This is a genomic window from Nonlabens ulvanivorans (assembly GCF_032922765.1).
In the GTDB taxonomy this organism is placed as follows: domain Bacteria; phylum Bacteroidota; class Bacteroidia; order Flavobacteriales; family Flavobacteriaceae; genus Nonlabens; species Nonlabens ulvanivorans.
The window spans coordinates 2,657,541-2,681,351 of record NZ_CP136694.1 but is presented as its reverse complement, the minus strand read 5'-3'; the positions used below and the strand labels follow the sequence as shown (position 1 = coordinate 2,681,351).

The following is a 23,811-nucleotide window of genomic DNA, read 5'->3' as shown; positions in this document are numbered from 1 at the left end:
GTATCGCTCAACTACTTCTATAAAAATACTTTTAAATTTTTCTCGTTATTCTCTTATTGCTCAACTAGTTTCTATAATTTTATAGGAATTCTAGTACTAACCACACCTACTACCTATTTCTATGAAAAAGTTAATCCTCGCTCTTTGTACTGTCATGCTTCTTTTTGCCTGTAAAGACGACCAGCAAATCAATACAGAAGAAAACGTCAATACCTTCTTCAAGTTTAGAGAATATGTGGCACAGGTTTCTGATAACGTGATATCTGCTCGAGAACCTATCATTATACGACTTAATGAGCCTGTAGAAAGCTGGAAGGTTGATATGCAGCTGGAGAATGATATCATGACGCTTTCGCCTAGAGCTAATGGAATAGTAAAGTCCTTAGATCATCAGACCATCGCTTTTGTACCCGATGAACCACTGGAACAAGACACTAAATATAAAGTGAGTTTTAAACTGGGAAAAGTAAAAGACGTCCCAGCAGATTTTAAAACATTTGATTTTGAGCTTAAAACCATTAAACAAGATTTTATTGTACGCACAGAACCGGTAAGTTCTTATGATAGTAATTACCAATTCATCTCTGGTAGTATAATCAGTAGTGACGTGATGACTTTAACTAATGCTGATCTTTTATTAAAAGCGACATTAAACGGCAAAGAGTTGCCTATTAAAATTCTTGATAATAATGAATTAGGAAAGTATTTTGAATTTAAAATAGATAGTATAAAACGACCTGTTGAAGATGAAGAGATAGAAGTAAGCTGGAATGGTAAATCGATAGGTGTCGATAGCAAAGGTGATAATGTGGTGCGTATACCTGGTAAGAATTCTTTTTCTGTTACAGATATAGAACTGTTTAACAACGATTCGCAATATATACTGGTCAATTTTTCTGACCCTTTACAGACTGGACAAAATATAGATGGGTTGATACAAATTGAAGGTGTTGATAAATATAAATTTGAAGTTGACGGCAATGAGGTTAAATTATATCCTAATAAAACCGTTACCGGAAGTAAAAAAGTTGAGGTCTTTACAGGCATAAAAAGTGTCGATGGGTATAACCTTAAATTTCCTTTCTCTAGTTACATTGCTTTTGAACAGGTAGAACCTGCTGTGGAATTAGTGCGCAACGGAACTATTTTACCTTCTTCTCAAAACTTAAAAATCAATTTTAAAGCCGTGAATCTTAAAGCGGTAGATGTTTGGGTTTATAAAGTTTATACTAACAATGTACTGCAATATTTACAAAGCAATAACTTAAGCAATAAAGGTAATTTGCGCAATGTAGGTAGACCGGTTGCACGCGACGTGATCGATCTAGCCGGTAGTGGTAAAGATGTTACTAAATGGAATGTCTTTTCAATAGATTTAAGCAAGATCATTGCTCCAGATCCTGGTGCACTATATCGTGTAGAGTTTAAATATAAAAAAGCCTATAGTGCCTACAATTGTGATGACAGTACACTAGAAGAAACGGAAGATGAAGAAGAGATCGATTTTGACGTTTCTTTTGAATCTTCTAACTGGGATAGTTATCAAAACTATTACTATGATGACTATTATTATGATTATGACTGGAGCGAGCGTGATAATCCTTGTTCAAATTCTTTTTATCGCAATAAAAGCGTTAGTACTAATGTGCTTGCTAGCGATCTAGGAATAACGGTTAAACGTGGTGAGAATAATACCTATCTAGTTGCTATCAATAATATCTTGACGACTAAACCATTGGGCGGCGCCCGTGTTGAGTTATTTAATTTTCAACAACAAGAAATTTATGAAGGACGTACTAATGCGCAAGGACTACTCCATATCGATTTAAGAGATGAGAAAGCATTTTTTGCACAAGTGAGTTATAATAATCAATTTGGATACGTCAGGTTAGATGATGGTAACGCATTACCAGTAAGTAAATTTGACACTGCTGGAAAAAACTTAAGCAATGGCCTTAAAGGATACATCTATGGTGAACGTGGCGTATGGCGACCTGGCGATCACATTTATCTAACATTTGTATTAAATGATGCCGATAATAAATTACCCAACGGTCATCCTATCAAACTAGAATTGCGCAATCCAAATGGTAAAATCACCCATCGAGAGGTTTTAAAAAATGGATTGAATAATTTTTACCAATTTGATCTAAAAACAGATGATGAAGCACCTACAGGAAACTGGAATGCACGCATAGAAGTAGGTGGTTCTACTTTTAATAAAACACTTAAAATAGAAACCATTAAACCGAATCGACTTAAGGTAAAACTCGATTTTGAAGATGAGATTTTAAAATCTGGAAAAGCAAGTACGGGAACTCTAGAAACCATGTGGTTACATGGCGCAACTGCAAAAGGACTTAAAGCTGATATTACTGCAAAGTTATATCCTACTACTACAAAATTTGAGGATTATAACAGCTACATCTTTGACGATCCGTCACGCTATTATGATACCGAAGAAGTTGAAGTATTTAATAGCAGCGTTAACCAGCAAGGACAGGCTAGTTTTACTTTCAAACCAGGCATGTCTACAGAAGCTCCTGGAATGTTGAAAGCAAGCTTCTTGACTAAGGTTTATGAAAACGGTGGAGATTTCAGTACAAACGTAACTACCAAAATATATTCACCTTATGACACTTATGTTGGTCTAGATGTACCACCAGGAGATAAACGTCGTGGAATGTTAGTAACAGATCGTGACCATAAATTTGATGTAGTAACTGTTGATGAAAACGGAAAACCTAAAGCAACCAAAAACCTAGAAGTAAAAGTTTATAAGGTAAACTGGCGCTGGTGGTGGCAAAGCTCTTCAAACAGTTTATCACGTTATGAATCTAGAGAATATAAAGAACTTATTATGCAAACCACTGTATCTACTGGTAGTAATGGTAAAGGCGACTTTAAATTCAATCTAGAATATCCAGAATGGGGACGTTATTTAGTGCGTGTATACGATCCGACCAGTGGACATGCGACAGGTAAATTAGTTTATGTAGACTGGCCAGGATGGGCTGGAAAAAGTCGTAAGACAGACCCAGAAACCGCTTCCATGCTTATTTTTAATGCAGATAAAGAAAAATACGTAGTAGGTGAAAATGCAAAAATCACTTTCCCTAGTACTAGCGGTGGTCGTGCACTAGTCACCATAGAAAACGGTACAGAAGTGCTCGATGCTCAATGGGTAGACACCACAAAAGATGAAACTGTAGTAAATATACCTCTCAACAACCTTTACGTTCCTAATGTATTTGTGCACATCACTTATTTACAGCCACATGCACAAACCGCAAACGATCTTCCTTTAAGAATGTATGGTGTGATACCGCTTCTAGTAGAAAATAAAGCTTCACATTTATATCCAGTGATCAATATGCCAGATGAGCTCGCTCCAGAAAGTCAGACGACCATAAAAGTGAGTGAGAAAAACGGTAAAGCCATGACCTATACCATTGCCGTAGTTGATGAAGGACTATTAGATTTAACAAATTTCAAAACGCCTAATGCTTGGGACACCTTTTTTGCTCGCGAGGCTTTAGGAGTAAAAACATGGGATATTTTTGATGATGTAGTCGGCGCTTATGGCGGCCGTATCGATGCTGCCTTTGAAATAGGTGGTGATGGAACTGCACAAGATGCCAAAGGGAAAAAAGCAAATCGCTTCACACCTATGGTCATTCACTTAGGGCCATTCCAGTTAGAAGCTGGCAGCAGTAAATCGCACACTATCGATACTCCACGTTATGTAGGTTCTGTGCGCACCATGGTTGTAGCCGGTAATGATCATACAGAATCTTATGGAAATGCAGAGAAAACTACTGCGGTTAAAAAACCATTAATGATGTTGGCTTCGCTTCCGCGAAAACTATCTCCTGGGGAAACAGTAAAGTTGCCTGTTACCATCTTTGCAATGGATAAAAAAGTGAAGAATGTAAGTGTAACCATGGAGAACTCACCATACTTTGAATTTTTAAATGGGAATTCTCAAAAGCTAAGCTTTACAGAAACAGGTGACCAAATCGCATATTTTGATGTCAAAGTGAAATCACAAGCTGGTATTGCAAAACTTGAACTTAGAGCCAGCGGTAACGGAGAAAAAGCAGCTTACAGTACTGAAATTGATATCGTAAATCCTAATCCATATACAACCATATCAGAAAAGGCAGAGATTGCCGCTGGCGCAACAGTTAGCGTTCCTATAACGCCATTTGGAACTGGTGGAACTAACAGTGCACAAGTCAGTTTTTCTAGTTTACCATCTATGGATTTAGGTCGTAGATTGAGTTACTTAATCCGTTATCCACATGGATGTGTGGAGCAAACTACCAGTGCTGCCTTCCCGCAATTACACTTGAGTAAAGTTGTGGATTTGACCAGTACTAAACAAGCAGCAACGAGTAAGAATATTAAAGCCGCAATTAGAAAATTAGGTCGTTACCAACGTTCTGGTGGTGGATTCTCTTACTGGCCTGGATATGGTAGTGCAAACGATTGGGGAACAAGTTATGCTGGCCACTTTTTAATTGAAGCAGAGAAAATGGGATACACCATACCTATATCCTTCAAGTCAAACTGGATAGCCTATCAAAAAAGAGCTTCAAAAGAATGGCGTTATACAGAGTGGAATGACATGCATCAAGCATATCGACTCTATACACTAGCACTAGCCGGAGCGCCAGATTTATCTTCTATGAATAGATTAAGAGAAACCAGAAATCTGTCTAATGAAAGTAAATTAAGACTAGCCGCGGCTTATGCACTGGTAGGTCAACAAAAAGCGGCAAATGAGTTGGTCTCTAATTCAAACATAGATTTTAAACCTTCTAGATATGATTATAGAACCTATGGATCACCACAGCGCAATCGTGCTATGGCTCTAGAAACCATGATTCTATTAAAAGAAAATAGCAAGGCAAGAAATCTTGTAGAAGACCTCGCAAAAGGACTTGATTCTCAAAAGTATTATAGTACACAAGAGACGGCCTATTCCCTACTCGCTATTTCAAAATATGCAGATTTTATAGGAGGAAAAGGCATTGACGTTAGTTATAGTTTTAAAGGGAATTCTACATCTGTTTCAAGTGGTAAAAGTTTAGCCAGTCGTGATTTAGAAATAGATACACAAGAGACCTCTATATCTGTAACTAACAATGGTGAAAACAGTATATTCATCACTACGGCAACCACAGGAAAATTACCAGTAGGTGAAGAAAAGGCAGTGAAAAGTAAGTTATCTGCAATCGTAAGCTATACGGATAGTAACGGTAAAGCGATTGACATGAATAATATCATACAGGGAACAGAAATCACAGCAAAAGTGATCATCACAAATACGACAGGCCTATATGTAAATGATATCGCTTTAAGCCAGATTTTACCTAGTGGTTGGGAAATAGTCAATACTCGTTTTACAGAGTATGGTGACAACACAAGCAACAAAGCTGAATATACCGATATAAGAGATGATCGAGTAAATTATTACTTCAGCTTACAAGCTAATAAGTCCATCACCTTTGAAACGGTTATCAACGCAAGTTATCTAGGTAATTATTACCTGCCAGGTATACAGTGTGAAGCGATGTATGATAACGAGTATATTGTGCGCAATAAAGGACAATGGGTTGAAATTAAGAGGTAAGTAAAATTTATTTGTTTTAAAGAGTTTAAAAATGCCTCCATACTACGCCGTTATATTTACCTCAGTTAAAAAAGAAAATATTCCTGAGTACGATTCTATGGCGCGGCTAATAGAAAAACTTGCGCAACAACAATCTGGATATAAACATCACGAATCTGCCCGTGAAGAAATAGGCATTACTGTTTCTTACTGGGATTCCCTAGAAGCAATAGACCAATGGAAACAGCAAGTGGATCATCAAATGGCGCAACGCTTAGGTAAATCTGATTGGTATAAATGGTATCACGTGCGCATTTGTAAAGTGGAACGTGAGTATAGTTTTGGGCAGGAATAGGAATAAAAAATAATACTTTTGATAGTACAAAACACTTAGAATATGTTTGGAATTAAACACATTAAATTTGACTCAATGACGTATGTTCTTCATTATAAAAATGGAAACATACAAAAGGAAGGAAGAGGTCTTTCATTCTTCTATTTTTCTCCAAACAGTTCAATAGTAGCAATACCTATGGGAAGTAATGACTTGCCATTTGTATTCAATGAGTCCACAAATGACTATCAAACCGTCACTATTCAAGGTCAAATAAGTTATAAAATTAGTGATCCTAAAACTCTTGCCGACGTTCTAGATTTCACCGTTCAAGATAATGGTCAATACAAAAAGAACGATATTGAAAAGTTAAACCAAAGAATTATCAATGAGGCACAAACAGCCACCTCTGCTTATATTCATGGAATAAAATTGAAAGAAGCTATACGTTCTGCAAAATCGATTGAAGAAAACATTACTCATGGACTCAAAACATCAAATGCCATAGGAATGCTAGGAATAGAAATTCTAGGCGCTAATATTCTTGCTGTCCAAGCAACACCAGAAATGTCTCGAGCACTAGAAACAGAAACTCGCGAAAAATTACAACAAGAAGCGGATCAAGCAATTTATGAAAGAAGAAACTTTGCTGTTGAACAAGAACGAATCATCAAAGAATCAGAATTAAACACTGAGATTGCGGTTGAAGAGAAACAAAAGCAAATCGCCGAGAAAAAAATGGAGTCAGATGTTCAGAATGCTGATAATCAAAGAAAGCTTAGAGAAATGCAACTAGATGCTGACATTTCTGTAGAAAACCAGCGAAAATCATTAATCGAACAAAAAACAGAGAATGATAAGAAAGAAGCTGAAACTAAAGGTTATGTTTTAGAAACAACTCTCAAACCTTATCGCGATATGGATTGGAAGACTTTAACTGCCTTAAATAACAACTCTGATCCACGATTTAACATTTCTCTTGCTTTTAGAGAACTAGCTGATAATGCTGGGAAAATAGGGAATTTAAATATTAGTCCAGATTTATTAGATTCCATTCTTAATGAAAAGAAAGAACTCAAATAATGAAATTTGAGTACGCGATAATTGTTAAAAGTAAGACTCGTTTAGAGTCTCTTATTGAACGATTTAACACCAAAGCACAAGCAAAATTTTACATAGAAAGTTTAGGAAGTGATTTTGAAGAATATGAAATTGAAGATGCCATATTTAAAAATTCTTTAAACTCTTTACAGACTCAACTTTCTAAGTTTATTAAGAATAAAACAATCGATAGGCAATTTGTTTCTTCATACATCTTTTCTAATAAAAATATCATTATAGTAATTGGTCAAGATGGTCTCGTGGCTAACACTGCTAAGTACTCTCAAGGTCTACCTATAATAGCTGTAAATCCGGATACGGATCGATACGACGGTATCCTGCTACCTTTTAATACTAATAATTTTATTGAAGGTGTTGAGCGTGTGATGACTCAAAACTATCAGTCAAAAAAAATGAGCTTTGCAGAAGCAACATTAAATGATGGACAAAGATTACTAGCATTTAATGATTTGTTCATAGGAGCCTCTTCTCACGTTTCAGCTAGATATAAAATCACGTTCAAGGATCAAACCGAACAACATTCTTCAAGTGGAATAATTGTGTCTACACCTGCTGGTTCTACAGGATGGTTAAGTTCTATTTTTAATATGGCCTATGGAGTGACTAAAATGTTTGAGAAAGACCTTGTATCTAAACAGCCTAAATTAAGAGGTAGCGATTTACTTTTTGCTGTTAGAGAACCATTTAAAAGTATAAGAACGCAAACCGATTTAACCGCGGGAATAATTAGAAACGACTCACTAATCATCGAATCATTCATGCCTACTAACGGAATTATTTTTAGCGACGGAATTGAACAAGATTTTCTAAGATTTAATAGCGGCTCTATTGCCACTATAAAGCAAGCAAAAGAATCTGCAAATATTGTTATTCTATAACCTACAATAACTTCTTCAACTCTTCTAGAATGCGAGAAGTCTCTATAGAATCAGTAATATCTTCATAGCCGTCCACTAATTGATTACCAAAAATAGAAGTAGGAACTAATGGATAAGTTATTCTATTAACAGTAAGTTGACGTTGCATAGGCTGCGCATAAGGTGCAAAACCAGCATGTGGATGTGTGTTTCCCCATAGGGTAATAACTGGAACACCATACATCGCTGCTAGGTGACCATTACCACTATCCATAGCAATCATAGCATCGAGATTTGAAATAAGGTCTAACTCTTCATTAAAATCTAAATTACCTGCTAGTGAAATAATATTACCTGCGCTGCTTGCAATTTGAGCTAGATCACTGGTTTCTTTTTTGCCACCACCAAATAATAATAATTTTACATTGGGTAATGCAGCAATTTTTTGAGCAATGTTCGTAGCTTTTTCAAGTCCAACAGCCTTTGTGCGATGTGCTGCAAATGGCGCAAAACCTATCCATTTAGAAGAGTTTCTGCCTATTTTTTCATGTATTTGAGCAGAAATGGGTCTTTTTGGAAGAAACTCGTCTTGTTTTAAATGAATTTCAAAACCTAGATCGCGCAATACATCTGCATATCGCTCTGTACTATGTTTAAGAGGTTTAAAAAATGATGAGTTATCAATTAATTGCTTTTTTTCTGCACGACCTTTATTAATAACAGCGTTAGGTATTCCTATCATAAATGTACGCAACATTTTAGTACGCAAGACATTATGAAAATCTGCAATAGCTTGTGGTTGAAGTTCTTTCAATTCTTTCCCTAATTTCCACAAACCGGGAATTCCTTTGTGTATATCGTCTACTTGAGCTTCTATAAACGTGACGTTAGGTATTTGTGATAAGATGGGTTTAAATCGCTTTCGCGAAAGCGTAATCACCTCAACACTGGGATAATCTCTTTGTAAAGCAAGTAAAACAGGCACACACATAGCCACGTCACCCATGGCACTGAGCCTGATAACGATAATGCGTTGCGGTAAGGCCATATTATTTACGTGCTCTCAATACCGGATTAAGCTCATCATCATTATACATCTTCATTTGCTTATACACTTTCATGTATTTACGACCATGCGCGATATCTTCTAACAATTGATCTAGAGCAGTAGAAAGATCAATACGTTGTTCTAATAAAATGTCTAATTTTTTCTGACAGGCATCAATATGTGATTGAGAAGCATCTGTACGTGTTGCCTCTTCATTCATGTGATAAATCTTTAAGGCTAGGATAGATAATCTATCAATTGCCCATGCAGGACTTTCTGTATTAATAGTGGCGTTATCCTTAACGGTAACATCTGCATATTTATCTAAAAAATAACTGTCTACATACTCGACCATATCTGTACGATCTTGATTACTAGCATCTATCTGACGTTTTAAAGTTAGTGCTGCAACTGGATCAATGTTAGGATCACGGATGATATCTTCATAATGCCATTGTACCGTATCAATCCAACACTTGCGATATAATAAGTGCTCTATAAGATCTGTATTACGATCATATGCATTTTCAAAAGGTTGATCAACTGTATTTACAACGTGGTAAACATCGATGACTTTTTGAAAAATAGCATTGGCTTTATCTGAGAACATAATTTGTTATTTTAAGATACAAATATAAGTCTCTTTAGTCAATTTTAGAGTTTGATTTAATACAGTAAAAAACTGCCCAACAGCAGTAAAACAGGAATCCAAAGAAGAATTTCTTTAAATATTTTATGATTTATTGTGTGCACTGCTCTTGCGATAAATACACTTAGTGGTAATATGAGAAATAAATATCCACCATTACAGAATGATTCAAAATCGATTAAAAATAAAGCAATACCACATAAACCCATAAATGTCATAATAGTAAATCGTGGTCGCACACTTTGCTGTATATCAATGAGCTTTGTCAAGTAAATAAATAGTCCAAACACAGAAAAAATAATCAGAGAAAACAAGATGATTTCTTGGCTTTGAAATACTGTATACTCCCATAAATATGAAGTTTTATATAAGTCCCATAACGAAGAAATCACGTGGTTTTCCCACACATAATCATAGGTAAATAATAAAACCCATACACAACCCAATGCAATAAATGGTGTCGCCCAGTGCCTGAAGTCATTGCGCACATAAAGAAATATAGAAACAAAAACCAAGAGATATAATAAGGCGCTCCAATGATAAAAGACGGTCGCTATAGCTATCCAAAAGGTAGCGTCAAAAATCTTTTTTATAATTGAATGTCCTGTTTTAAGACTCAATAAACGACGAATTGCTAGCAAAACAAAGAACAATGCAACCATAATATGCAGCGGTACTTTAAATGCAAGATAAGTAAGTGATAAAATTGTAGCACACCACAACACATAACTGGATGAAGGTGTTAAATCGTTTTTAGACACAATAAATTCAACTAGAGCAAGGCTTCCCGACAAAATTAGTATAGCAATAAGTTCCCACCATTGTCTTTGTGGATCCCATAATATTGTAATTAATACCGTCAAGACTACTATAATGAACACCATCAAATAGTGAACAGGTCTAGAAGTACTAAAAAAAGTAGAAAGCATATGGTTTTTTGACTATTTTTGCATCAGTATAAAGCAATTTACAGTAATGAAAGAATTTTTTGAAGGAATCGCATACTTTTTTGAAGAGATATTATTAGCTCCATTTTCAGCTCTAGCTGAATTAGAGTTAGAAAACTGGTGGTTAGCAAATACCGTTTCATGGATTTGTATTGCAATTTTAATAGTAGCTTTAGGTTACTGGATTAAGCAACTACGTATTTTTGAAGCAAATGGTGAGGAAGACCACACACAAACTGCTCATTCTTTCTTAGGAAAAAATCAGAAATAAATATTAACCACTATAGGTCAAATCCTATATCGGTTCTATAATACATCCTATCAAAGTGTAGTTTATCTACATTCTGGTAGGATTTTTTTAGTGCCTCATTGAAATCTGTTCCATAAGAAGTTACTGTCATAACACGTCCACCATTAGTAACTACTTTACCATCTTTTACAGTCGTACCTGCGTGAAAAACAATACTGTCTACTACCTCATCTAGTCCTGTAATCTCCATTCCTTTATCATAAGCTTCAGGATAGCCACCTGCAACACACATTACTGTTGTTGCACTGCGCTCATCAATCACTAGATTTTCTTGATCTAAGCTAGTCGTGGCAAAGGCATTTAAGTGACTTAGTAAATCACTTGAAATACGTGGAAGAACAGCTTCAGTTTCTGGATCACCCATACGTACGTTATATTCTATAACAAGCGGTTCTTGATCTACAATCATTAAACCTATAAAGACAAATCCCTTATAAACTAGATTTTCCTTTTTAAATCCTTCTATAGTAGGAATCACAACTTTTTGTTCAATTTTTTGCATCAGCACATCATCTGCAAATGGTACTGGAGAAACCGCACCCATTCCACCAGTGTTTAAACCTGTGTCGCCTTCACCTATACGTTTATAATCCTTTGCAGTAGGCAAGATTTTATAAGAGTCACCATCTGTAAGAACAAAAACGCTCATTTCGATACCATCAAGGAATTCTTCAATCACAACTTTATTAGATGCTGCACCAAATTTTCCACCTACCAGCATTTCTTCAAGAGACTCCTTTGCTTCTTGGGCATCAGAAATTATAAGAACACCTTTTCCACCAGCGAGTCCATCTGCTTTTAGAACAAATGGTGGCTTTAATGAATCAATAAACGCCATTCCTTCTTTAAGTGATGTGGCTGTAAAACTTTTATAGGCTGCCGTAGGAACTTCATTGCGTTCCATAAATTCTTTTGCAAACTCTTTAGAACCTTCAAGCATGGCAGCTTGTTTAGATGGTCCTATAACGTTAACATCTTTAAGAGCAGCGTCTTCTTGAAAGTAATCATAGATTCCTTCTACCAGTGGTGCTTCTGGTCCTACTACTACCATTTGCACATTATTCTCAAGAACAAATTCTTTAATCGCCTGAAAGTCAGTCACGCCTAGCGCTACATTAGTCGCTATTTGAGCCGTACCAGCATTTCCTGGAGCAACAAAAAGTTGAGAAAGTAAAGAGCTTTTTGAAATTGAATATGCAAAAGCGTGCTCGCGGCCACCGCTTCCTAGAATAAGGACGTTCATTAGGTTGTGTTTAAGAATGCAAAAATAAGTTTTACCTTGCTCAATATTGCTTTAAAATTTAAAATGCCACTACAACTTTTTGACAACATATTAAGATGGCAAGGTTTCCCTATTCAGGAAGCCAAATCTCGTTTTAAACAATTATTAAATAACACTGATGAATCTATAGAACAACATAAGAAGGCAATTGTTCAACATCATTTAAAGCATAACAACTTCTATATAAATCTATTAGATAACAAGTCTACTGACTGGGCAAAGCTGCCAGTACTTACTAAAAGAGATTTACAGCAACCACTTCATAAACGATTAAGTAACGACTACAGCTCAAAAAACGTTTTTAAAGGAAAAACCAGTGGTTCTAGCGGTCATCCTTTTACTTATGCAAAAGATAAATTTGCACACGCGATTACTTGGGCTGCATTTCATCATGCCTATAATGAACATGACATTGACCTCAACACGTCTTTACAGGCTCGTTTTTATGGGATTCCATTGAGTGGAAAAGGTAAATATGTAGAACTCCTTAAAGATTACGTGAGTAATCGCAAAAGGTTTCCAATTTTTAATTTAAATAATGCGATACTAGAGAAATATGTATCACGCTTTCGCGTAAGCGAATACGAATACCTCAACGGTTATACCAGTAGTATCGTACTACTAGCAAAATACTGTCGTGAAAAAGGCACAACTCTCAAAACCTACTGTCCAAGTCTAAAAATATGTATCGTAACCAGTGAAATGCTTTTTGCAGATGATCGCAAACTTCTCGAAAAATGGATAGGTGTTCCCATTGTGAATGAATATGGAGCTAGCGAGGTAGGATTAATTGCTATGGAAAATCCACGAGGAGAATTTGTTCTGAACCAGCAAAATCTATTTATAGAAATAGTCGATGAGGCTAATCAACCAGTTACAGATGGAACTATAGGTCGTATACTCGTTACAGATTTATATAACCTAGCACATCCCGTGATACGTTATGAAATAGGCGATTTAGGTAGTTTAAAAACACTAGAAAATGGCACAAGAATTCTAGAAAACCTACAAGGTCGTACCAGTGACATCGCTAGATTACCTAGTGGTAAAGTAGTTCCTGGATTGACCTTTTATTATGTCACAAAATCGATTATCAATGAAGATGTCAACATACTAGAATTTATAGTCATTCAAAAAACAGAAGCGTCTTTTGAAATTCAATATGTGAGTTCACAGGAAATGGATGTCTCCCAAAAAGTTAAAGTCCAAAAAGCTATGGATGAATATCTTGAACCTGATTTAGCCGTCGCTTTTACACGATTAGATTCCTTAGATCGTAGTAATCGTGGGAAATTGAAACAATTTATGAGCGAAGTGGATTAGGTATCGTATTCACCATTCCAAGGAGCAGAAAAAGCAATAGTAGAACTTGGTTGTAATTCAATGGTTTGGATTTCATCATCTGGAATAAGTCCAAATTCAAACCCATCAATTATCGTTGAAAATGGTTTGACTTCAATACTTCTAAATTTTAATTTACCTAATGGCTGTAATAATTGTAACAATAAACGCTCTGATTCCCCAATCTGGACATCTTTAGTTTTACCTATAAACTTATATAAAACCTCCAAAAATTTACCATTATTATCGAATAGATAAACTACCACATACTCTAAACGAGACTCTTGCCAATTTTCAACCTGAAAGCCATTTGGAAAAACAAAGGTGTTATAACCGAAGAATAATCGGCCATCATTAAGTTCACCTAAATAATGTGTGTGATAATCTTCTTCTCTTTCAATTAAAATTTTATCAGGAAACCAATTCGTATGTCTCGAAGATTCCTTTTGCTTTTTTTCAAACGAAACTATCATTTTCTTCTTTACAAGAAACTGCTCATAAAAAAACAACATCATATTCCAATAGCTCTTCATCGCTGAGTAACCGAGGTGTTTTCTATAAACTGCATAGTTATGCTTAATCAACTCTATTTTATTTGCAGACAGTCCATTGCTTAGTCGATAACTAGCAATAGGCTCTTGAATTCCTATAGCAAATTCTGTTTTTTTAAGAACGTCTAACCACATGGCCCAATCTTGCCTTTTGCGCAATGATGGAATGCCTATTTTACCTAATACAGCAGCGTTATAAATGCCTGTAAGATTGCCTAGATAATTGGTTTTATGCAATTTATCATAAGTCAGTTTTTCAAATACTTTATGAACTGAGATAGGCTGATCTGGACTGGTTTTAAAAATCTCATAAGCTCCATAACATACGGTAGCGTTTTGAGATTTCATGGCGTCGATTTGAGTCGTAAGCTTTTCTGGTTTCCATATATCATCTGCATCTAGAAAAGCGATGTAGGTACCTGATGCTTTTTCAACTCCTTTGTTCCTGCTTATTCCTGCACCAGCGTTCTGGTCATTACTTAGAGTAACGAACTGTACATCTCTAGTGCTTTGTTGTTGTGCATATGATTTTGCAATAGCGAGACTATTATCATTACTTGCGTCATCAATTGTGATAATTTCTATAGGTCTGTATGATTGATGAATGATGCTGTCCAGCGCTTCTTTAAGAGTTAAAGCACTGTTATACGTAGGCATAATGACAGATACAAGTTCCATCTAATAGGCTTTTTCTTCACCCATAAATACGTTTGCCACAGTTTTAAAAATAATCTTTAAATCCATCACTGTACTCCAGTTTTCTATATAGAAAATATCATTGCGCACACGACCTATAATATCTTCTTCTGTCTCTACCTCGCCACGATAACCGCTTACTTGTGCGAGTCCTGTAATGCCTGGTTTTACAAAATGACGTACCATAAATTTATCGATACGTTCTGCATACATATGTGTGTGACTGACCATGTGTGGTCGTGGTCCTACAACACTCATATCGCCTAGAAATACATTGAAAAATTGTGGCAACTCATCTATACTGGTCTTGCGCAGGAACTTCCCTATTTTAGTTATACGATGATCTCCACGTGTGACTTGGTGTAAATCTGCAGTCTTATTGGGTACCATACTGCGGAATTTATAACAGGTAAACTCTTTATAGTCTAGTCCATTACGTTTTTGTTTAAAAAACACAGCTCCTTTAGATTCTAACTTAATAATGATGGCAACTATAGGTATTAACCAGGATAAAACTCCAACTATTACCAACAATGAAAAGGCAATATCAAATGATCTTTTTGCTAGTTTATTTACAGGATCATCCAGTGGAATTTGCCTTAAAGATAATATGGGTGTTTTACCATAATACTCATAGTGTAACTGTTTAGAAAGCACCGCAGTTGTGTCTGGTAGAAATTTCAGAGTACGCAGATTGTTGTCTGCAAAATCTGTTAGTTCAACTAATTGCTCATTAGTTAATGCTGGTACAGAACAAAATATCTCATCTACGTTATTTTCAATTACCCAATCTGTAAACTCTTGAATATTAAAAGAGTCGTTTGTATCAAACAGATTTTTGAGTCGGTATCCATAATCAGGACGCTTTGCAAAGAAGTTCTTGAGCTGTTCTGTGTCTTTATTTGCCCCTAAAATCGCAATATGTCTTAGGTTACCGCCTAATACCTTGCGATAGTTTCTAAACAAGAAAAAGATACTCACCTTAATGGTAGCAATAGCAGCCATTGTAGCGCCTATATATTTAAATATAAAAACAGAATCTCTATCCAACTGATAATAGTAGCCAAAAAATGCGAAAACGATAAAAGCAAAAAACACCGATTGTTTTGCGATACGCAACATCAACGTGATGAATTTAGTATTACGATGTATTTGATAAAAATCAAATTGCATTGAAACAATTACCCAACAAATACCAATAAAAATTCCAAAAGTGAGTAAGTCAAAACTACTATCAAAAAAATATCCCGCACCAGCAATGATCAGAGACAAATCTGTTAAATACAGAAAAGGTCTAATCAGTCCCGAATAACGGCCATCTCGATAGGATATACTATCGTCTGATATGTTTTGTAAAGTCTTTGTGCTCACGTTTTTCTAATTCTTCTTTAGAAAGTGTTTTAAAATATTCAAATGTAATGCGCATTCCTTCTCCCCTATGGACTCTAGGTTCCCAGTTAAGTAATTCTTTAGCTAGTGAAATATCTGGCTTTCTTTTTAAAGGATCATCCTGAGGTAATTCTTTATAAACCACTTTCTGATTAGTACCAGTAAGTTCAATTATTTCTTTTGCAAAATCGCCTATCGTAATCTCGTTCGGATTACCAATATTTACTGGATCACTGTAATCACTCAAGAGTAATCTATAAATTCCTTCTACTTGATCGTCTACATAACAAAAAGAACGCGTTTGTTTTCCATCTCCAAAAACGGTGATATCTTCTCCACGCAAGGCCTGTCCCATAAATGCAGGAATAACGCGACCATCATTCAATCGCATTCTAGGTCCATAAGTGTTAAAAATACGTACGATGCGTGTTTCTAAACCGTGAAAACGATGGTATGCCATGGTTATGGATTCTTGAAAACGTTTTGCCTCATCATATACACCACGAGGTCCTATAGTGTTTACGTTTCCATAGTAATCTTCACTTTGAGGATGGACTAATGGGTCTCCATAAATCTCGCTGGTAGAGGCGATAAGTATACGTGCATTTTTAGCTTTAGCAAGACCTAATAAATTGTGAGTTCCTAAGGATCCTACTTTTAAAGTCTGGATAGGAATTTTTAAATAATCTATTGGGCTAGCTGGACTCGCAAAATGTAAAATATAATCTAACTCACCAGCAACGTGCACATAATTACTCACATCAGTATGATAAAACTCAAATTGTTCTAATGGAAAAAGATGTTCTATATTTTTAAGATCTCCTGTAATCAGGTTATCCATTGCTACCACGCGATAACCTTCTTTTATAAAGCGATCACATAAATGCGAACCTAAAAAGCCAGCTGCGCCAGTAATAAGAACTCTTTTCTTCATCGAGTAAAATTGTGGTTAGAGCTGTAAATATAGGGAAAATGGCTGGTAGCACCGTATACTAGCTGTCCAGTAATTCTGTGAGTTGATCTACCCAATTGTCTAATATAGGTTTGCGTGCAAAGTGTTGGGTTACATAGCGTCTGGCGTCCTTACCTATTTGCAAGGTCTCATCTTGATTTAATCGCCATTCTTCTAACTGGTTAACGGCTATTTCTACGTTTGCTGTTGTGAGATAGCAACCTGCGTTTGCAAGTTCCATCACCTGTTTTACTTCAGACTTTGCATTTCCTAGAACTAGAGAAGGCTTCTCGCTAGCCATCATGCCCAACAGTTTAGACGGCATTACAGTATCGAGCACTTCGGTTTTTTGAAACAAAAAATGCGCATCAGCACTACACAGTAAATCTGAGAGTTCTTCAAAAGGAACTGGATCGTAAAAGTGAATATTTTCTTGGTTTGTAGTATCCTTTAACTGCTGGTATTTTGCTCCAGCACCTACGATGATAATGTCATAATGTTGTTGTGGTAACGCTTTCGCGAAAGAGGAGAAAAAATCCCAATCTTGCTTATCTCCTACATTACCACTGTAAAGCAATTTAAATTTATCACTGCGTAAGTAAGAATGCTGCTTTGCTGTCTCTGGGTTTACTTGATTTTCATCAATCCAGTTAGGTAAGTAATAATGTGGCTGGCTGGTTTTGGATTCCAGTTTTGCAATCATATTATGACTTATGGTACTAATCGTGTTTGCCTTATTTAAAATGCGTTTTTCAAGACCAAAAAGATACTTGAAAATCAACTTTTTCCCACCACTAGATAATCCCGATTGTAATGCGGCATCAAATTCAAAATCCTGAATGTGAATCCAGCTTTTGGCTTTGTGAGTTCTTGCATGATATCCTGCAAGCCACGCACTGGCTGTAAACGGAATAATAGAAATGACTAGATCTGCTTCTTTAATCTTTCTCAAATTGAAGAAACTTCCTTTTGTAAAGCTTAGAATATGAATGATGCGTTTTAAAAAAGTAGGCGTTTCTGGCACATACTGCTTATAACGGTAGAGTTTTGCACCTTTATATTCTTCTTGAAGATAACTAGGCTGGTCTTGATAGGCTTGCGCTATTTTCCACTGTGGATAGTATGGAAAGGCTGTAACGACGTTTACAGTGGCGCCAGCACTTGTGAGTGCTTCTACCATTTGAGTAGAATACAGGCCTATGGCTGTATCTTCTGGTGCATAGTTGAGCCCTATGAATGTGATGTGTTTTCCTTTCAAGCTTATCTATCTTTTATCACTTGTGCTGGACTTCCTAAACATATTTTACCTGCTGGAAGGTTTTTAAAAACGCTGCTGCGTGCGCCTACTAATGTGCCGCGGCCTATAGTTATTCCTGGTGCAACATAAACGTCTGTTGCAATCCAGCATTGATCTTCTATAGTAATTTTATGGCCATAGATATCAAAATTTACCGCTTGTGGATCGTGTGTTCCTGTACAGATGTATGATTTTTGAGATATCACTACGTGGTTCCCTATTTTTATTTCGCCTAGACTATAAAGCACCACATCATCACCTATCCAGCTATAATCACCTATAGAAACTTTCCATGGGAATTGTGTTCTAACCGTAGGTCTAACAATCACTTTTTTACCGATTTGAGCTCCGAATGAACGTAATAAAAATCTGCGCCAGCCGTACATAAATTGCGGTGACCAAGCAAATAGTGTACTTTGTACTAACCACCATAACTGCACCGTTACCGCACCACGACCACGGAAGTTGGGCGGTAATTCAAACTGGTCTAGTTGCTGGTAGTTTTTCAAAAAGCTGTAGTGTTAAGATTGCAAGGTAATTATTTCTAGTCTTTTTAAGCTTTGATAATTTCCTGAAGATTATAGACGAACTTGCGAACGCGATATGCTTCTCTGGCTTCTTTTACATTATATATTGCTATAGTAACTAGGTCATCCTTATGGTCAATTATATGTTCTACTTGCTTTGTAATACTTTCTGGGTTTTGTATTACCACATAAAAGCCGTTAATTTCATTTTTAAAAATATCTGGAATTCCTGCATGTGGTGTGGTAAGCACTACATTACCAGTAGCCATTGCTTCTAGTATAGAAATAGGTTGTCCTTCCATGGTGTAATAGGTAGGTAGCACAAAAACGTTAGACCATTTGAATAATTCTGCCTTTTGCTCTTTGCCTACTACGCCTATATATTCTGTGTGCTGTAGTTTATTGAAATAAGAGTTTGCTTTTTGTTGATTTTCGGGAGCGATGTTACCAGCAATTTTTGCTGAATATGGAATGTTTTTTTTTTCTAACATCGTTAGTGATTCTAGTAAATCAAAGATTCCTTTCTCTGCCATTAAATTACTTAAGTAAACAATTTTTAAGCTGTTATAATCTTTTTTCTTTATAACCTCATCATCAAAGAATAACTCATCGATCACAAAGTTCTTGAGTACATAAATATCTTTTGAAGCTATAAAAGGCTCAAAATTTGGCTTCAAAGATTCTGAAAGTACGATTCCCTTATCGGTTTTAGACATTAGGTAATAGAACACTTTCTTTTTGATTCCACTAAGTAAATGATACTGTTTTCCCAAAAAATTACCATGTATGTGTTGTAAGATTTGCTTTCGCGAAAGCGTAGCCGCCAAAATATATAAGGCATATTTAACCACACCAAAGAACGTTTGTCCTGGCGTGATGTAAATAATGTCATTTTGAAATACTTTCAAGAAATAAACTTGAAGTTTGAGGTAAAACCAAAGTTTTTTAAAACTTACTGCTCCTAGCTTTTCATCAAAACTGGAGAAGCTTGTATTTACTTTACTTACTTCAAAAGCATCATTTTTTGAGAACTCGTCATACACCACTTGATTTGCTAGCGATACTCCTGTGGTAGGTTCAGGAAATGGTCCTATGAGTAATATCCTTTTTTTACTCATTTGTAATACTATTAAGAAGCTCTTCTTGATTAGGGTTGCGTCGCACCGCTTGCTGATTTTTCTTATTCAAGAAGTAAAGTAAATTAATTAAAAGGGCAAAATAAACAACTCCTTCTTGACGCTCGAGTAGGTTCTCAGAAAACATAACTATTGCATAGAACAGTATAAAGGCAATAGTGATAAAAACTCCTGATCGCACCGCATTCATCACATTAAAAAACAGCATGGCTAGAAATATAAATAAGCCTATAAAACCTACCATCAACACCAAACTTATATATTGATTATGGGAATTATATGAGCTATTAACCAAATCTTGATCTACTCCACCGTAGCAGTCTATAAGTTCTCCTTTTCCATCGCCTAGTCCAAAACCAAAGATTCCTGCGTCTTCCATTTCTTCTTTGGCACAATTGAGAACTACTTTTTGTATTTGAGCAGAGTTTTTAGTTGTCTCTACCTTTTCCATTTTTAAAAGCTGATTGAAGCGTTGTACAGTACTAGGAAAAGCCACTAGTAAGGATCCAAGACTTATGATAAACACACCATAAAAAGCCCAAACACGAATCAATTTATACCTAAAACTCAATAATGTAGTAACTACTAAAAGAGCAAAAACAGGTCCTTTTTTTAATAGCAATATCAACCCAATACCTAATAAAAAACCTACAATAAAAAGTGGGATTCCAGCTTTAAAAACACGCTCTGTACGTAGTAGATAGAACACCATAATAATTGCTACAGCATTATGCATGCTCAAATACAAAGAGTGTATTCCAGGATAATATTCAAGTTTATTTACATATGGTGCATAGTCTATAAACTGAGTCCATGCATTGCCATCCATAAGAAAGCTAGCTACCAGATAAATATTTACCAGTAATACGGCTGTGATGTATGTATAGAATAGATATTTAATTTTTTCAATGACAGAATCAATAAGAGATTTAGACACCACGGCAAAACTCAATGGAAATACTAGGAGTGATGCAGCCACTTCTAGTTTTGCAAAAGCATAGTCCATGTCTTGAGAATACAAAACACTCAAGAGATACATGATATATAAGCTCGCATTAAACAAGAAAAAACTCCACTTGAATCTAGATTTGTTTTTTATCCCTTCACTTAAACAAACTACAATAAATAAAGCGATAGCGGCTATTTTGAGGATTTGCGGTAGTATCGGTGTTGCAAACAGCAAAATAAGCGCTACAAAAAACAAGTTTTCAAAATGTTTTGACGGTTGTAATGAATCAGTCATTTTGAAGGATTTTATTTTCTGCTTTTAGCTTCATAAAAAAGAACATATTGAGAAAAAGTGCAAACAAAAGAACACCTGTTGCTCTGTCCAATATATTTTCCGTGAGCAATACTATTGAAAAGAATACAAGTAATTGAATAAATAAGACATTTTTATCGGTTATGGCTTTTTTGTAATAAAGGAATAGCTGAAATACAAATAATAACAAACCAGCTAGTCCTGTATACAACCAGATTCCGAGATATTGATTATGAGCATTCTTCCTGAGTTTACTATCTTGAAAGATAATTCCATGTTTATCTCTTAAACAATTTTCTATAAGCTCATAGCCATCACCTATTCCATGACCTATCCATGGACTTTTTTTAATATCATCTACAACACAATTATAAATTGCAAAACGCATACTAGTAGACTTCTCTATGTCTACTTGACTGTAAGTTTCTTTTCTAAAAACCTCAGTAACTCGTTCTGATATTTTGTCTTTCATAAAAATGCCAGCTATAAGAACCACTGAAGTAATGAGTAGAACACTGACCTTTTTAATTTTCTTGAAATTAGTCAAAAAATAAGTGAATGCAGCAATAATAATGGCTGCTACCACGCCTTTTCTAAACATTAGAAAAAGCATATAGATCAGCATTAAAAAGCCTATTGCGATGAGTACTTTTTTCCAGCCTTTATAATCTTTGAAAATAAATGGTGTTATTAATAAAGCGATCCCTAAAATCATAGACGCATAAATAGCATGCTGACTCAGTCCCCATAACATTCCATCCAACCAAGATAGGCAGTACTCTAGGTTATGCTCGCCACTATAATAACCTATAGACATGAAGAAAATGATGATAATCACAGCATACAAGACAGCGGCCCAGAAATAAGTATGGAACACTATTTTTAAATGCGCTCTACTTAATTTAATTCTAGAGCCTAAGAAATAAAACAACCATGGAACCAGAAATAATGATGCTCCAGTTTCTAGTCTTTTAAATCCTGTTTTAAGGTCTTGTGTGTAGAGTAAACTTATGGCATAAATCACTATAAGTGATGATAGTACTATAGGTTGCCAAATTTTTTTCTTTTCAACAGATTTAGGCTTTTTTTTAAACGCAACCCAAATAGTCAAAAGGACTAACAAGACTACTGGTAAAGGTTTGAGCTTATTAGGAAATAAAGGAAATAACCCAATAGCTAGCATTAAAAATGATAACAGTCTTTCCTCTAAGGTCTCAAATTTTGAAAGAAATGCTTTTATCATTTAATCCTCAATTTTACTGTTTTTGGGAATAGGTACTAAGCCTATTTTATAAGAATATCTACTTAAATACCCTGCAACCACAATAACAAATGTGATGTAATAAATATATCTCATTGTAGAACGTAGGTTATACTCAAAAGACATCCCTACAAACAGTATAGAAAGTAAGGCTATTATAAATCCTATAACCCGTTTTTTGTTTTTAAAAAACTTGCGCATTTGTGTTTCAAAATAAGTAAATATAACACCTATTACCGTGAAAAAAATAAAAGTAAACGTTTTACCCATGGTAAACACTTCACCATTTGCACTCATAGGTGCAAAACGATTTAAACGCATATTAGGTGCTATCTCATACCAGCCAGCCATATTTCCTGTTACAGGATTTACCGCTATCAAAATATTGTTCCAATCTGGCATGTTTTCCATCAGAGTTTTAGCACTGACAAATACTCCAAAAATGAAAGAATAATAAGTATTAAATACAATACTGTCACCGACCGCTTTTGAATTATTAAAAACACTACTCAAATAAGGTAGTATCCCATGATCTGGCAACATGCGCAGCGTCATTAGAAATGATAGAAAAATAAAAGAAAGCATAATATTCAGTACTAAAATTATTTTATCCTTGGTAGTGTTTTTACTAGTTTGATAAATTAACAATGCAAAAACAGCTAGATATACAAAGGCTAATCGAGAACCTGTTCCTATTCCTATGAGCATAATGGTGGTAAAGTAGAAAAGCGCTATTACCTTATTTTTTCTAAAAACTATAGAGAGCATTAAAGTAGCTACAAAGCTCAATAACTTAAAGAGTGTTATTAATGTACGATTCCCGTCTACTAAGTACATCTCACGGTAAAAAATCTGTTTACCGTATGTTATACCACAAAACAAGATAATAATAAACATAATCACGTGAATCGCAGGTAATATATTCACTTGAATATTGGGATTAATGAATAAACTCTTTACAAAAGATTTGTTGAGTAGTAGTTTAGTTTTAACCCTTGAAAAATCGTAGTAAATAAGTACACCTATACAAAAAGCAATAAGTGCAATTAAGTGATAAGTCACTGCTAAATCAAATTGCTCAGTAGTTATAAAATCAAAGTTGTATAAAGAAACTTTATCTTCAAAATAATAGTAATAAGGTACGCTTAAACCTAGCGCTATTATATAAAACATCAAGTAGATGTAAATAGGGCTAATAATATTGAACTTTACCACTCGGGTAATGAGAATCAAT

At 35.3% G+C, this 23,811-nt stretch carries 19 protein-coding genes; 6 read left to right on the top strand and 13 right to left on the bottom strand.

The window, feature by feature from the left end; all coding sequences use genetic code 11:
- Positions 1 to 121 precede the first annotated feature (121 nt).
- The 4 genes from R1T42_RS12140 to R1T42_RS12125 are packed head-to-tail and all read left to right on the top strand — an operon-like array spanning position 122 to position 7,951.
- The gene (locus R1T42_RS12140) at positions 122 to 5,638 is read left to right on the top strand and encodes an alpha-2-macroglobulin family protein (RefSeq protein WP_317290508.1); all 5,517 of its coding nucleotides are present in this window, start codon (positions 122 to 124) and stop codon (positions 5,636 to 5,638) included.
- Between the two features lie 31 nt (positions 5,639 to 5,669).
- Positions 5,670 to 5,972, top strand: a complete 303-nt coding sequence (locus R1T42_RS12135; RefSeq protein WP_317290507.1) for an antibiotic biosynthesis monooxygenase family protein — start codon at positions 5,670 to 5,672, stop codon at positions 5,970 to 5,972.
- 42 nt (positions 5,973 to 6,014) lie between these two features.
- Positions 6,015 to 7,034 carry an SPFH domain-containing protein gene (locus R1T42_RS12130; protein WP_042269303.1) on the top strand — a complete coding sequence of 340 codons (1,020 nt, stop codon included), beginning with the start codon at positions 6,015 to 6,017 and terminating at the stop codon, positions 7,032 to 7,034.
- Positions 7,034 to 7,951, top strand: coding sequence for an NAD(+)/NADH kinase (locus R1T42_RS12125; protein WP_042245242.1), 918 nt, complete (start codon positions 7,034 to 7,036; stop codon positions 7,949 to 7,951). Before R1T42_RS12130 ends, R1T42_RS12125 begins: the two co-directional genes overlap by 1 nt.
- Position 7,952: 1 nt before the next feature.
- Here R1T42_RS12125 and R1T42_RS12120 read toward each other — a convergent pair whose 3' ends face one another.
- Genes R1T42_RS12120 through R1T42_RS12110 form a run of 3 tightly spaced genes read right to left on the bottom strand, consistent with a single transcriptional unit; the run spans position 7,953 to position 10,556 of the window.
- The gene (locus R1T42_RS12120) at positions 7,953 to 8,978 is read right to left on the bottom strand and encodes a glycosyltransferase family 9 protein (protein WP_317290506.1); all 1,026 of its coding nucleotides are present in this window, start codon (positions 8,976 to 8,978) and stop codon (positions 7,953 to 7,955) included.
- 1 nt (position 8,979) lies between these two features.
- The gene (locus R1T42_RS12115) at positions 8,980 to 9,588 is read right to left on the bottom strand and encodes a DUF4254 domain-containing protein (RefSeq protein WP_036583198.1); all 609 of its coding nucleotides are present in this window, start codon (positions 9,586 to 9,588) and stop codon (positions 8,980 to 8,982) included.
- A gap of 56 nt (positions 9,589 to 9,644) precedes the next feature.
- The gene (locus R1T42_RS12110; RefSeq protein WP_317290505.1) at positions 9,645 to 10,556 is read right to left on the bottom strand and encodes a DUF6427 family protein; all 912 of its coding nucleotides are present in this window, start codon (positions 10,554 to 10,556) and stop codon (positions 9,645 to 9,647) included.
- Between the two features lie 46 nt (positions 10,557 to 10,602).
- On the opposite strand from R1T42_RS12110, the gene R1T42_RS12105 reads away from it, so the two are divergent.
- Entirely contained in the window at positions 10,603 to 10,845 is a 243-nt protein-coding gene (locus tag R1T42_RS12105; protein ID WP_036583203.1) for a DUF6341 family protein, read from the top strand.
- Between the two features lie 10 nt (positions 10,846 to 10,855).
- On the opposite strand, the gene purD is transcribed toward R1T42_RS12105, so the two are convergent.
- Entirely contained in the window at positions 10,856 to 12,127 is a 1,272-nt protein-coding gene (gene purD, locus R1T42_RS12100; RefSeq protein ID WP_317290504.1) for a phosphoribosylamine--glycine ligase, read from the bottom strand.
- Between the two features lie 63 nt (positions 12,128 to 12,190).
- Here purD and R1T42_RS12095 point away from each other — a divergent pair, with 63 nt between their 5' ends.
- Entirely contained in the window at positions 12,191 to 13,489 is a 1,299-nt protein-coding gene (locus R1T42_RS12095; protein WP_317290503.1) for a phenylacetate--CoA ligase family protein, read from the top strand.
- Here the strand turns inward: R1T42_RS12095 and R1T42_RS12090 are convergent.
- Genes R1T42_RS12090 through R1T42_RS12050 form a run of 9 tightly spaced genes read right to left on the bottom strand, consistent with a single transcriptional unit; the run spans position 13,486 to position 23,750 of the window.
- Positions 13,486 to 14,736 (bottom strand): glycosyltransferase family 2 protein, encoded by a 1,251-nt coding sequence (locus R1T42_RS12090; RefSeq protein WP_317290502.1) that lies wholly within the window; start codon positions 14,734 to 14,736, stop codon positions 13,486 to 13,488. The genes R1T42_RS12095 and R1T42_RS12090 overlap by 4 nt on opposite strands.
- Complete coding sequence (locus tag R1T42_RS12085) at positions 14,737 to 16,125, bottom strand: undecaprenyl-phosphate glucose phosphotransferase (RefSeq protein WP_317290501.1); 1,389 nt, start codon at positions 16,123 to 16,125, stop codon at positions 14,737 to 14,739. It lies immediately after the preceding gene.
- Positions 16,088 to 17,077, bottom strand: a complete 990-nt coding sequence (locus tag R1T42_RS12080; protein WP_317290500.1) for a UDP-glucuronic acid decarboxylase family protein — start codon at positions 17,075 to 17,077, stop codon at positions 16,088 to 16,090. Before R1T42_RS12080 ends, R1T42_RS12085 begins: the two co-directional genes overlap by 38 nt.
- 58 nt (positions 17,078 to 17,135) lie before the next feature.
- The gene (locus R1T42_RS12075) at positions 17,136 to 18,353 is read right to left on the bottom strand and encodes a WcaI family glycosyltransferase (RefSeq protein ID WP_317290499.1); all 1,218 of its coding nucleotides are present in this window, start codon (positions 18,351 to 18,353) and stop codon (positions 17,136 to 17,138) included.
- A gap of 2 nt (positions 18,354 to 18,355) precedes the next feature.
- Entirely contained in the window at positions 18,356 to 18,901 is a 546-nt protein-coding gene (locus R1T42_RS12070) for a putative colanic acid biosynthesis acetyltransferase (RefSeq protein WP_317290498.1), read from the bottom strand.
- A gap of 44 nt (positions 18,902 to 18,945) precedes the next feature.
- Positions 18,946 to 20,037 (bottom strand): glycosyltransferase family 4 protein, encoded by a 1,092-nt coding sequence (locus R1T42_RS12065; protein WP_317290497.1) that lies wholly within the window; start codon positions 20,035 to 20,037, stop codon positions 18,946 to 18,948.
- Positions 20,030 to 21,298: a hypothetical protein gene (locus R1T42_RS12060; protein WP_317290496.1), complete on the bottom strand. Its 1,269-nt coding sequence runs from the start codon at positions 21,296 to 21,298 to the stop codon at positions 20,030 to 20,032. The genes R1T42_RS12065 and R1T42_RS12060 overlap by 8 nt, the downstream gene beginning before the upstream one ends.
- On the bottom strand, positions 21,291 to 22,559 hold the full coding sequence (locus R1T42_RS12055; RefSeq protein ID WP_317290495.1) for an O-antigen ligase family protein: 1,269 nt from the start codon (positions 22,557 to 22,559) through the stop codon (positions 21,291 to 21,293). The genes R1T42_RS12060 and R1T42_RS12055 overlap by 8 nt, the downstream gene beginning before the upstream one ends.
- On the bottom strand, positions 22,560 to 23,750 hold the full coding sequence (locus R1T42_RS12050) for a hypothetical protein (protein ID WP_317290494.1): 1,191 nt from the start codon (positions 23,748 to 23,750) through the stop codon (positions 22,560 to 22,562).
- Positions 23,751 to 23,811: the final 61 nt, after the last annotated feature.